The organism is Streptomyces purpurascens (assembly GCF_045040895.1).
GTDB lineage: Bacteria > Actinomycetota > Actinomycetes > Streptomycetales > Streptomycetaceae > Streptomyces > Streptomyces purpurascens.
This window is the reverse complement of record NZ_CP108341.1, coordinates 6,178,636-6,191,094: the sequence shown is the minus strand read 5'-3', so window position 1 is coordinate 6,191,094 and position 12,459 is coordinate 6,178,636. Positions and strand designations below refer to the sequence as shown.

8 protein-coding genes are annotated in these 12,459 nt (G+C 72.1%); 3 read left to right on the top strand and 5 right to left on the bottom strand.

Translation table 11 applies throughout. The features are described 5' to 3' along the window. Nucleotides 1–24 precede the first annotated feature (24 nt). From OHU35_RS28375 to OHU35_RS28365, 3 genes are all read left to right on the top strand, one after another. Complete coding sequence (locus OHU35_RS28375; RefSeq protein ID WP_189723100.1) at nt 25–2,733, top strand: lysylphosphatidylglycerol synthase domain-containing protein; 2,709 nt, start codon at nt 25–27, stop codon at nt 2,731–2,733. A 226-nt stretch (nt 2,734–2,959) separates the two neighbouring features. Further along, nucleotides 2,960–4,507: an alpha/beta hydrolase gene (locus tag OHU35_RS28370; RefSeq protein ID WP_405507332.1), complete on the top strand. Its 1,548-nt coding sequence runs from the start codon at nt 2,960–2,962 to the stop codon at nt 4,505–4,507. Nucleotides 4,508–4,644: 137 nt separating this feature from the next. Beyond that, entirely contained in the window at nt 4,645–6,117 is a 1,473-nt protein-coding gene (locus OHU35_RS28365) for an alpha/beta hydrolase (RefSeq protein WP_405507330.1), read from the top strand. Nucleotides 6,118–6,188: 71 nt separating this feature from the next. Here the strand turns inward: OHU35_RS28365 and moeZ are convergent, their stop codons facing one another. From moeZ to OHU35_RS28340, 5 genes are all read right to left on the bottom strand, one after another. Continuing rightward, the gene (gene moeZ / locus OHU35_RS28360) at nt 6,189–7,367 is read right to left on the bottom strand and encodes an adenylyltransferase/sulfurtransferase MoeZ (RefSeq protein WP_184590710.1); all 1,179 of its coding nucleotides are present in this window, start codon (nt 7,365–7,367) and stop codon (nt 6,189–6,191) included. Between the two features lie 63 nt (nt 7,368–7,430). Continuing rightward, the gene (locus tag OHU35_RS28355) at nt 7,431–8,180 is read right to left on the bottom strand and encodes a spherulation-specific family 4 protein (protein ID WP_359886581.1); all 750 of its coding nucleotides are present in this window, start codon (nt 8,178–8,180) and stop codon (nt 7,431–7,433) included. Further along, nucleotides 8,168–9,127: an NAD(P)-dependent oxidoreductase gene (locus OHU35_RS28350; RefSeq protein ID WP_184590714.1), complete on the bottom strand. Its 960-nt coding sequence runs from the start codon at nt 9,125–9,127 to the stop codon at nt 8,168–8,170. The genes OHU35_RS28355 and OHU35_RS28350 overlap by 13 nt, the downstream gene beginning before the upstream one ends. Nucleotides 9,128–9,375: 248 nt before the next feature. After that, on the bottom strand, nt 9,376–10,650 hold the full coding sequence (locus tag OHU35_RS28345) for a hypothetical protein (protein ID WP_405507327.1): 1,275 nt from the start codon (nt 10,648–10,650) through the stop codon (nt 9,376–9,378). Next, the gene (locus tag OHU35_RS28340; RefSeq protein WP_405507325.1) at nt 10,647–12,389 is read right to left on the bottom strand and encodes a DUF3492 domain-containing protein; all 1,743 of its coding nucleotides are present in this window, start codon (nt 12,387–12,389) and stop codon (nt 10,647–10,649) included. Before OHU35_RS28340 ends, OHU35_RS28345 begins: the two co-directional genes overlap by 4 nt. Between the last annotated feature and the right edge of the window lie 70 nt (nt 12,390–12,459).

The following is a 12,459-nucleotide window of genomic DNA, read 5'->3' as shown; positions in this document are numbered from 1 at the left end:
GTGATACGAGACCAAGAAGAGACGATGAAGCAGCAGGGTGCGCATTCCGAGGACACGGGGGGCACCTCTGACGCTTCGTCGCGCCCGGGCACTCCGGAGGACCGCCCGAAGACGGCCGGCGAGGAGCCCGACATCGCGCACGTCGACGAGGTGGAGGGCGACGAACCGCTGCTCCCCGCGCGCGTGCATCGCCCGTCCGATCTGATGCGGCTCCTGGTGGGCGTGCTCGCCATCGCGGTGCTGATCGGGATCGCCGCGTTCGCGCACGGCACCACCTCGGGCCTCGAACAGGACATCAACAAGGGCACCGGGCAGGCACCCGACCTGCTCATCAAGATCGCGGGACTGGCCTCCAGCATCGCGATCCTGCTGGTGCCGGTCGCCTTCGCGATCGAGCGGCTGATCAAACGGGACGGCCTCAGAATCGCCGACGGCGTGCTCGCGGCCGTCCTCGCGCACGGTGTGACACTCGCCACCGACCTGTGGGTCGCCCGGGCCGCCCCCGACTCGATCCAGGAGGCGCTCACCCAGCCCTCCCCCGGGGACATCCACGCGCTGACCGATCCCGTGCACGGCTATCTGGCGCCGGTCATCGCCTATATGACAGCCGTCGGAATGTCGCGCAGACCCAGGTGGCGCACGGTGCTGTGGGTCGTGCTGCTGCTCGACGCCTTCTCGATGCTCGTCACCGGGTACACGACCCCGTTCTCGATCATCCTGACCGTGCTGATCGGCTGGACCGTGGCCTACGGCACGCTGTACGCGGTCGGCTCGCCCAATGTCCGGCCCACCGGGCAGACCCTGATGGCCGGCCTGCGGACCGTCGGCTTCCGCCCGGTCAGCGCGTCACGCGAGGACACCTCGGACCACCCGGACACCGGCGACCGGGGCCGGCGCTACTTCGTCACGCTCGAGGACGGCCCGCCGCTGGACGTCACGGTGGTCGACCGGGAGCAGCAGGCACAGGGTTTCTTCTACCGTGCGTGGCGCAATCTGACCCTGCGCGGCTTCGCCACCCGCAGCAGCCTCCAGTCGCTGCGCCAGGCCCTGGAGCAGGAGGCGCTGCTGGCGTACGCGGCCATCGCGGCCGGTGCCAACGCGCCCAAGCTGATCGCCACCTCCGAGCTCGGCCCCGACGCGGTCATGCTCGTCTACGAGCACAGCGGCGCGCAGACCCTCGACTCACTGCCGGACGAGGAGATCACCGACAATCTGCTGCGCGACACCTGGCACCAGGTGAAGGCCCTGCAGTCCCGGCGTATCGCGCACCGCAGGCTGGTGGGCGACGCGATCCTGGTGGATCGTTCCGGCAAGGTGATCCTCACCGACCTGCGCGTCGGCGAGATCGCGGCCGGCGACCTGCTGCTGCGCATGGACATCTCCCAGCTGCTGGTGACCCTCGGCCTCCGGGTGGGCGCCGAGCGGGCGGTGGCCTCGGCGGTGGGCGTGCTCGGCCCGGACGCGGTGGCGGACTGTCTGCCGATGCTCCAGCCCATCGCCCTCAGCCGCTCCACGCGCGCGACGCTGCGCAAACTGGCCAGGGAGCGGGCACAGCGCGAGCGCGAGGCGGTTCTGGAGGCGTCCCGGCTGGCCAAGCAGGCGCGCCTGGAGGAGTCCTCGGACGAGGCCGTGCCGGTCCCGGAGAAGACGGACAAGAAGACCGTACGGGCGGAGCAGCGGGCCGAGAAGCGGGCCATCGACGAGGCCGTGGAGGAGGCGCGCGAGGAGGACCTGCTCACGCAGATCCGCCACGAGGTGCTGCTGATCAGGCCGCAGGCACCGGTCGAGCCGGCCCGGCTGGAGCGGGTACGGCCGCGCACGCTGATCAGTTTCATGGCCGGCGCGATCGGCGCCTACTTCCTGCTGACGCAGCTCACGCACATCGAGTTCGGGCCGCTCATCGCGAACGCCGAGTGGGGCTGGGTCGCCGCCGCCGTGCTGTTCTCGATGTGCAGCTACCTCGCGGCGGCGATGGCTCTGCTGGGGTTCGTGCCCGAGCGGGTGCCGTTCGTGCGGACCGTGGCGGCACAGGTCGCCGGGTCGTTCGTGAAGATCGTCGCCCCGGCGGCGGTGGGCGGTGTCGCCCTGAACACGCGCTTCCTGCAGCGCGCGGGAGTGCGGCCGGGGCTCGCGGTGGCGAGCGTGGGCGCGTCGCAGTTGTTCGGGCTCGGCTGCCACATCCTGATGCTGCTGGCCTTCGGCTATCTGACCGGGACGGAGAAGACGCCGTCGCTGTCGCCGTCCCGGACGGTCATCGCCGGTCTGCTGACGGTGGCGGTGCTCGTGCTCGTGGTGACCTCGGTGCCGTTCCTGCGGAAATTCGTCGTCACGCGCGTGCGCTCGCTGTTCGCGGGTGTCGTGCCGCGCATGCTGGACGTGCTGCAGCGGCCGCAGAAGCTGGTCACCGGCATCGGCGGCATGCTGCTGCTGACCGCCTGCTTCGTGATGTGCCTGGATGCGTCGATCCGCGCGTTCGGCGACGAGTCCACCTCGATCAGCCTCGCCAGCGTCGCCGTCGTCTTCCTCGCGGGCAACGCCCTGGGGTCCGCGGCTCCGACACCGGGCGGTGTGGGCGCGGTCGAGGCGACCCTGACGGTCGGTCTGATCGCCGTCGGCCTCCCCAAGGAGGTCGCGGCACCGGCCGTCCTGCTGTTCCGCCTGCTGACGCTGTGGCTGCCCGTACTGCCGGGCTGGCTGGCCTTCAACCACCTCACCCGCAAGCAAGCCCTCTGACGCCGGCGGTCCGGAGGGCAGGCCCTTCGGCGACACGAACCCGGCAGCCCTGAGCCAAAACCAGCCCGGCAGCCTTGGGCACACCAGCCCGGCGCCCTGGCAAAGCCAGCCCGCCAGCCCTGGCAGAGCCGGCCCGGCGAACAGGCATTTCGGCAACACCAGCCCCTCTTACCTCGTACGACACGCGTCCCGCGCGTCCGCTCCCGGGCCGCCGCAGGATGGAACCATGCCAACCCTCCTCCGGCTGCGCGCCGCCGCCCTGACCGCCACCGCCGTGCTGCTGTCCACCGTGCTGGCGGGCTGCGGTGACGACGACGCCAAGGACGAGGACCTCACGCGGCAGGAGCTGAGCTGGAAGGCCTGCCCGGCGCCGGACGAGGCCCAGGGCGGAGGCACCCCGCCCTCTCCCCTGCCGGACGACGGCGAGTGGCAGTGCGCCACCATGAAGGCTCCTCTCGACTGGGACGACCCCAAGGGCGACACGATCGGCCTCGAGCTGATCCGGGTCAGGACCACCGGCGACGCGAGCGAACGCATCGGCTCGCTCATCTTCAACTTCGGCGGTCCCGGCGGCTCGGGCGTCACCGCGCTGCCCGGCTTCGCGGAGGACTACGAGACCCTGCGCACCCGCTACGACCTGGTCAGCTTCGACCCGCGCGGCGTCGGCCGCAGCGACCCCGTGATCTGCGAGAACGACCAGCAGCTCGACGCGTACTTCCAGCAGGACGCCACGCCCGACGACAGCGCCGAACGCACCGAGCTCCTGGACAGCACTACGGAGTTCAACGACGCCTGCGAGCAGAACTCCGAGAAGGTCCTGCCGCATGTGCGCACCACCGACGCGGCCCGCGACCTCGACCTGATGCGCCAGGTCCTCGGCGACGACAAGCTGCACTACTTCGGCATCTCGTACGGCACCGAACTCGGCGGCGTCTACGCGCACCTGTTCCCCAAGCGCGTCGGTCGTGCCGTGTTCGACGCCGTAGTCGATCCCACGCAGAACCCCGAACAAGGCTCGCTCGGGCAGGCCAAGGGCTTCCAGCTCGCGCTCGACAACTTCGCCGAGGACTGCGTGTCGAAGGCCGAGGAATGCCCCATCGGCAACAGCGCACAGGATGTGAAGGACCGTATCGCCACACTGCTGAAGGACCTCGACCGCAAGCCGATCCCTGGTGTCTTCCCCCGGGAGCTGACCCAGACCGCGGCGACCAACGGCATCGTGCAGGCGCTGTACTCGCAGGACTTCTGGGAGTACCTCACGGACGGCCTCGATCAGGCGTACGACGGCGACGGCAGCATCCTGATGCTGCTGTCCGACTCGAGTAACGGGCGTAGTGAGAACGGCGAGTACGACAACTCGGCCGCCGCCCACACCGCCATCAGCTGCTCCGACTCCAAGCCGCGTTACGACACCGCCTTAGTGGAGCGGAAGCTGCCCGAGTTCCGGGCCGCGTCCGCCCTGTTCGGCGACTACCTGGCGTGGGGCATGATCGGCTGCACCGACTGGGCCGTGGCGGGCGCCGCCGACCACCCTGACGTGAGCGCGCCCGGCTCGGCGCCGATCCTGGTCGTCGGCAACACCGGCGACCCGGCCACCCCCTACGAGGGCGCCCGGAAGATGGTGGACGCGCTGGGCAAGGGTGTCGGCGTCGAGCTGACGTACCGGGGGCAGGGGCACGGCGCCTACAACAGCAAGAATAAGTGTGTGCAGGACGCGGTGAACGGCTATCTGCTGGACGGAAAGGTGCCGCAGGCGGGGACCGTCTGCACCTGAGAACAGCCACGACCCCAGTAAAGTCGCAGGTCAGGACGTTATCCACAGGTCGGCACGGCCGGCGCGGGATCTGCCTACCATGGCCTGACCGCCATCCGCAGCACGGTGCGGACGGCCTGCGAGGGGGGACTGGGCGCATGTCGCGCTTCGTACGGTGGACCGCTGTGGCGGTCGCCTCGGCACTGCTGGCGGCGGGCTGCAGCGGCGGCTCGTCCGACGACGGCAAGGGCGGCGGGCTCTCCTGGGGCCGCTGCAAGGCCACCGCCGACGCCCCCGCGCCGAGCAGCGACTGGCAGTGCGCGACGTTGAAGGTGCCGCTGGACTGGTCGAAGCCGGACGGCGAGACGATCGGACTGGCACTGATCCGCGCCAAGGCCCGCGGCGACGACCGCGTCGGCTCGCTCCTGTTCAACTTCGGCGGCCCCGGCGCCTCGGGCCTGTCCATGATGCCGTCGTACGCCCCGACGGTCTCCCGGCTCCGTGAGCGGTACGACCTGGTGAGCTGGGACCCGCGCGGGGTGGGCGCCAGCGAGGGGGTGCGCTGCCGCGGCGACAAGGAGATCCAGGCCGCCGAGTCGGTGGACGTCACCCCCGACACACCGGCCGAGGAGAAGGCGTACTTCCAGGACGCCGCCGACTTCGGCAAGGGCTGCCACAAGGACGCCGGGAAGCTCATGGCGCATGTCTCGACCGCCGACTCGGCCCGCGACATGGACCGCGTCCGGGAAGCCCTCGGCGACGACAGGATGCACTACTTCGGCATCTCGTACGGCACCGAACTGGGCGGCACCTATGCCCACTTGTTCCCGAAGAAGGTGGGGCGGATGACGCTGGACGCGGTCGTCGACCCCGGCGCCGACACCGTGGGCCACGCCCAGAACCAGGCCAGGGGCTTCCAACGCGCGCTGAACGGCTATCTCGAGTCCACGGGCCAGGACCCTCGGGAGGGCACGCGGAAGATCGCGGACCTGCTGCGACGGATCGACGCCCGGCCCCTGCCGACGGCCACGCCCGGCAGGAAGCTGACGCAGACGCTCGCGGTCACCGGCCTCACCCTGCCGCTGTACAACAAGGAGAGCTGGCCGACGCTGACCAGCGCCCTCGACGCGGCCGAGCGGGGTGACGGCTCGGAGCTGCTGACTCTCGCCGACGGCTACAACGATCGCGCCCCGTCGGGACACTACGGCACGATCACCCACTCGCAACGGGTCATATCGTGCCTGGACGACAGGCAGCGGCCGACCGCGACCCGGACGAAGGAGCTGCTGCCGGAGTTCGAGAAGATCTCCCCGGTCTTCGGCACCTTCCTGGGCTGGGACACAGCCGGCTGGTGCCACGACTGGCCGGTGCCCGGACAGCACGACACCCCGGAGGTGAGCGCCCCCGGCGCGGCGCCGGTCCTGGTGGTCGGCAACACCGGCGACCCGGCCACCCCGTACGAGGGCGCCCGGAGGATGGCCGACGAGCTGGGCAAGGGCGTCGGAGTGATGCTCACCTGGCGGGGCGAGGGGCATGGCGCGTACGGCAGCGGGAGCGACTGCGTGGACTCCACGGTGGACGCGTATCTGCTGGACGGGTCGGTCCCGAAGGACGGCAAGGTCTGCTCATGACGACGGCGGGGGCTTCGCGCACTCGTGGTGCCCGAAGCCCCCGCCGCTCGGGAAGGGAGGCCGGATACGGCTCAGTACACCGGCTTGTCCGGCTCGATCTGGTTGACCCAGCCGATCACGCCGCCGCCGACGTGGACCGCGTCCGAGAAGCCCGCGGACTTCAGGACCGCGAGGACTTCCGCACTGCGGACACCCGTCTTGCAGTGCAGGACGATCTTCTTGTCCTGCGGGAGGCTCTCCAGGGCGGTGCCCATGAGGAACTCGTTCTTCGGGATCAGCCGGGCGCCCGGGATGGAGACGATCTCGTACTCGTTCGGCTCGCGGACGTCGATGATGTCGATGCCCTCGCCGTCGTCGATCCACTCCTTGAGTTGCTTGGGAGTGATCGTGGAGTCGGCGGCCGCCGCCTGGGCCTCTTCGGAGACGACGCCGCAGAAGGCCTCGTAGTCGATGAGCTCGGTGACGGTCGGGTTCTCGCCGCAGACCGCGCAGTCCGGGTCCTTGCGGACCTTGACCTGGCGGTACTGCATCTCCAGGGCGTCGTAGATCATCAGTCGGCCGACCAGCGGGTCGCCGATACCGGCGAGCAGCTTGATGGCCTCGTTGACCTGGATGGAGCCGATGGACGCGCACAGCACGCCAAGGACGCCGCCCTCGGCGCAGGAGGGGACCATGCCGGGGGGCGGGGGCTCCGGGTAGAGGCAGCGGTAGCAGGGGCCGTGCTCGGACCAGAAGACGGAGGCCTGGCCGTCGAAGCGGTAGATCGAGCCCCAGACGTACGGCTTGTTCAGCAGCACGCAGGCGTCGTTGACCAGGTAGCGGGTCGCGAAGTTGTCCGTGCCGTCGACGATCAGGTCGTACTGGCTGAAGATGTCCATCACGTTGTCGGCCTCGAGCCGCTCCTCGTGAAGGATCACGTTCACGTACGGGTTGATGCCGAGGACGGAGTCACGGGCGGACTCGGCCTTGGGGCGGCCGATGTCGGCCTGGCTGTGGATGATCTGGCGCTGCAGATTCGACTCGTCGACCTCGTCGAACTCCACGATGCCGAGGGTGCCGACGCCCGCGGCGGCCAGGTACATCAGCGCCGGCGAGCCCAGGCCGCCGGCGCCCACACACAGCACCTTGGCGTTCTTCAGCCGCTTCTGCCCGTCCATCCCGACGTCGGGGATGATCAGGTGGCGGGAGTACCTGCGGACCTCGTCTACGGTGAGCTCGGAAGCCGGCTCGACCAGGGGTGGCAGCGACACGGGGACTCCGTTGGTCGGTCAATCACTACGGTTGTTCTCCCCGTAACAGTGCCATGCGCTTTTTCATTCCGAGACACCTGTTCCGACACGCGAGACGATTTCGTCCCAGTAGCCGGGCATGGCCTCCCAGGGATCGGTGCGGCCGCCGCAGTCCGTGCGGTCGGTGAAGTAGATCGTCGCGGCGCCCTGCCAGCGGGCGATGCGCAGTGCCTCCCCCAGGTTGGGGCGGGGCACTCCGTGGACGAAGTGGCAGAAGCGCTCGGGCGAGTGGTCGGTGGTCCACTCGGCCACCTGCGACCAGCGGTAGTCGCTCCACGGGCCGGAGAAGGTGACCAGCTGGTCGGCGAGTTCGACGTACCCCGGGTGCGGGTGGATGCCGTGGCCGAGGACGATGTGGGCCTCGTCACGGATCACGCGGAGCGTGGCGACCGTGCGGCGCACCTCGGGCAGCCCGACGTGGTCCGCCGGGCAGCGCTCCAGGAGGAAGCCGTCGACCTGGTACCAGTCTACGAACCGGTGGGCGTCCGAGATCAGCTCTCCGAAGTTCCGGGTGCCGTACCGGGTGTCGAGGTGGCCGAGGACCCGGATGCCCGCGTTGCGCAGGCGGCCGGCCGCCTCCAGGCAGTGCGGATCGGGGCGGGCGCCGGGGCCGTCGGCCACGTTGAGGACGACCCAGTGCAGCGGGGTGCCGGGGCGGGTGAGTTCGCCCCACTCGGTGGGGGCGAGGAGAGGGTGGGCATAGCCGGGGACGCCGACACCGGGGCGGAGCTCGGTGCCGGAGGTGCGTGGTCGTGTGCTGGTCAGATGCGGCATGCCGCCTCCATCCAGATGTCCGCGAGGGACTCCTCGAGGCCGATCCGGGGGCGCCAGCCGAGCCGGTCGCGTGCGGTGCGCACGTCGGCCTGCTGCCAGCTGCCGCAGCCGTCCGGGTACGGGTACGCGACCTGGGGCGCGTGGTCCGGTTCCGGGCGGGGGTGGCCGATGGCCGGGCGCAGGGCGCCGGGAGGGCCGTCGAGTTCGTGGAGGGCGCCGCCGTATCCGGCCACGCGGGCGAGGACGGCGGCGGCGTCGCGCAGGCGCACGGCGCGGCCGGAGCCGATGTTGATGACGCCCTGCGCGGCGGAGAGCGAGGCGGCGTGGACGGCGCGGGCGACGTCACGGACGTCGACGAAGTCGCGCTGCGCGCCCAGGCCGCCGAGTTTCAGCTCGCCGTCGCCGGACTGCATGGCGCGGCGCATGGCCTCGGCGAGGCGCCCGAGCGGGGAGCCGGCGGGGGTGCCGGGTCCGGCCGGTGAGAAGACGCGCAGGACGACGGCGTCCAGGCCGGAGCCGAGGACCAGTTCGGTGGCGGCGAGTTTGCTGACGCCGTACGGGCCGCCTGGCCGGGGGACGGCGTCCTCGGCCGTGGAGGAGCCGGGCTGGCTGGGGCCGTACTCCGCGCTGCAGCCGATCTGCACCAGACGGGCGCCGCAGCCGCTGCGGCGCAGCGCCTCGCAGACGGTGGCCACGGCGACGGTGTTGTGGCGGGTGAGTTCGCGGGCACCGCCCCTGGTGGCGCCGGCGCAGTTGACGACGACGCCCGGGTGGACCGCGTCGAGGAAGCGGGTGAGGGCGCCGGGGCTGCCGGAGGCGAGGTCGAAGCGGACGTCGGCGTCGTCGCCGCGGCCGAGGGCGGTGAGCTGCACGGCCGGGTCGGCGAGCAGGCGGTCGGCGACGAAGCGCCCGATGTAGCCGTTGGCTCCGATCAGCAGGACTCTCATCGCGCGGCTCCCGGGACGGCTGGGACTCCTGGGTGCGTGGTCATCGGGGTTCTCCTTGGTGCGGGGTGAAGGGGACGGGGCGGGTGCCTCCGGCGGTGGGCCGGTTTCTGTGGCTACGGGGTGACGGCTCTTCCGGGGTGACTCACTTGGGGGGGGCGGCTCTCGCGGGAGTCACTCGCCGAAGGCTTCGGGGGCCGGGATCGCCGGTGGCTCGAGGCGGGTCCGGACGGTCCTGGCTTCGGGGGCGGTCACCGTGAAGGGGTCGGCGGTGCGTGGGCCGAGGCCCTGGTCAGCTTGCGCGTGGCGTGGACGAGGAGGGCCAGGGCCGCCGCACCGCAGGCGAGGGTGGGGACGCTCCCGGCGCCCCAGGTGGTGACGAGGGTCTCCACGGGGGTGCCCAGAAAGCCGAGACCGGGGAGACGGGCGATGAAGACCGTGGCGAGGGCGGCTGCCTGGACCGTGGCCGTCGCGGTGAGGACCACGGCCGGGGCGTAGGCGAACCCGTGGGTGGCGAGGAGACGGGCGACGAAGAGGAGGGCGCCCAGGGCGAGGGCCTCCGCGTAGCCCGCGGGTTCGTCGAGGACTGCCGCGCAGAGGGCGAGCAGGGCCGCCAGGGCGCCCAGGAAGAGGGCGAAGGTGCCGAGCAGGAGCGGTCGTACCGCGGCGGCGAAGTCCTCCAGGCCGCGGCTCGCCGCGAGCCTGCGGCGGCCACGCGCGGTGAAGAGGTGGGCGATCCAGGCCGCGGGCGCGCAGGCCAGGGCGAGGGCCAGGACCGGGGCGACGGTGAGGGGCCAAGGGCCGTCGGCCGTGCCGGTGGGCAGACCGTCGGGGCCGCCGGTGACGGCGCTGTCGAGCAGGCCGTTGCCCAGGAGGGAATAGGCGATGAGCCAGGAGATCCGGAGGGCGCCTCCGCCGGGGGCGGTGTGGTCGGTCCGGCTCAGGGGGCCTCGGCGGATGGCCGCGCGGAGGGCCAGGCCCACGGCGAGGATGCCCGCTGCCACGGCGAACAGGCGCGACCGGCCGTGGGTGAGGTGCGCGACGGTCACGGCGGCGGCGCACAGCGCTCCCGGCAGGAGTGTCAGGAGGACCCAGTCCGCACGCGCCCGCGGGGCCGCGGGCTCCGGTGACGCGGGGGCGTCCCCGTCGCGGGTGACTCGTGCGTACATCTCCTCGGCGAGGGAGAAGACGTCCCGGTGGCGGAAACGGGCCGCGGTCCGCTCGGTGATGCCGTGCGCTTCCAGTCCCGCCGCGATCTCCAGGGGGTCCACCGCGCGTTCGCAGAGCTCCCGGTGACGGTGCATCAGCGCCTTCACGGGGTCGGCGGCACCGCGGCGCGGGGAGGGCGGCTTGCGGTCGGCGGCCGGCTCCTGTGTCACGGACGGCTCGCGGTCGGCGGCCGGTTCCGGGGCCGGTGAGGCCGGGGAGGCCGGGGTCGCGGAGCCGAGTGCCTTCTGCGAGGGGGCATCCGCTGCTGCCGCGCCGGCCGGTGTTCCAGGACGGTCCAGTTCGCCCAAGTCGTTCATCGCGCTCTCTCCGGGGCGGGGACGGGAGTGGTGGCTCGTACGGGACCGCCTCCGGCCCAGCCGGGGCCGCCGCGGGCGGCGAGGCCGGGTGTCGGGGCGGCCCAGCGGACCGGGACGCGGGCCTCGGCGGGCACCGCGAAGGGCAGCGGCTCCCCCGCCGCGTCGAGGACGCCATGGCGGACGGGAGCGCGCGAGACGATCTCCAGGTAAATGCTGTGAAATGCCTCGATGTTCTGCTCGACCGTGAACAGTTCGAGGGCACGGGCCCGGGCGGCGGCGCCCAGTCGCTCACGGCGCTCCGGGTCGCGCAGCAGCGCCACGCACGCCTCGGCGAGCGCTCGCGGATTGCGCGGCGGTACGACCAGTCCCGTGCCGCCGATGACCTCCACGACCGCGCCGACGTCCGTCGACACCGTCGCGCGCCCGCAGAGCATGGCCTCGACAAGGCCGACCGGGAAGCCCTCGACGACGCTGGACAGGACGGTCACGGCACCCGAGGCATAGGCGTCGGCGGCGGCCGGGAGGTCCGGCCCGCCGACCTCCTCGAACGACACCGGGTTGTGGCCGGCCGCGTGCGGGCCGTCGGCCTCGTCGGGGAAGAGCTGGGCGGCCAGCGCCCTGCAGTGGGCGAGATAGGCCGCGCCCTCGGTGCCGGCGGGGGCTCCGACGATGCGCAGGCGCGTCCTCGGCTCCTGTTTGCGGATCTCGGCGAAGGCGTGCAGCAGCGAGACCAGGTCCTTGGCGGGCTCGACGCGGCCGACCCAGACGAGCGCGTCCGGGTCGGCGCACTCCTCGGACTCGCCCACCTCCGCGAAGGGCCGTGCGTCCATGCCGGGGTAGACCGTGCGGAGCTTCTCGCGGTCGGCACCGCAGCGCTCCTGCCAGCGGCGGGCGTGCGTGTTGCCGGCGGTGACGACCTCGGCCTGTCCGTAGGCCTCGGCGGCGAGTCTGCCGTGGAAGGCCGCCAGCAGGGACCGCACGGCGGGCGGGGCGTCGGGGGCGGTGAGGTAGTGCGTCCGCAGGCGCACGCCGTACTCGGTCACGAGCAGGGGGACGCCGGTGAAGTGGCGGGCCAGCAGGCCCGGCAGGGCGGCCGGGCCGCCGGACGCGGCGTGGCAGAGGTCGACCGCGCCGAGTCCGTCGTTCTCGTACCAGTCGAGGGAGAGGGGGCGCAGCGCACGTTCGAGGTACGCGGCCACGGTGAGCAGATCCGGGACCCGGGCCTCACGCGCGGCACGGTGGGCGCCGGGCGCACGACAGGCGCGTTCCAGCGCGCGTACGGCGGCCTCGGAGCGGAGCGCTCCGGCGAGGCCGCCCTCCTCGCGGGCGAGTTCGGCGAGGCCGTACAGAGCGTTGGCGAAACGGTCCGCCTCGGGGGTCGGCGCACCCCCGGCCCGCGAGCTCTCCCCAGAGGTCGACGCACCCCCGGTGGCAGACACACCCCCGGACGCCCCGCACAGCACGGCGGCCAGTTCGGCGAAGTGCTCGGTGAATCGCCGGCGTGCGCGGCGGCCCAGGATCATTCCGTCGTCCTCGGTCATCCACAGCGGTGCGGTGCGCACCCTGCGGACGTTCGGCGAGAGCGGAGTCCAGCCCTCGTCCTCCTGGTGTTCACTGCGACTGAGCGCGTAGACGTCGAACTCGTGCTGTGCGAGCCCGCGCACCAGCCGGTCGCACCAGAGCCTGGCGTCACCGCTCACATACGGATAGCCACCCTCCGTAAGCAGTCCGATGCGCACGTGTGCACCCCCGATCTCCCTTATGGGGAGCCGCCGTTGCCCGGCGGCTCGCAGCGGGACGAACGTATGC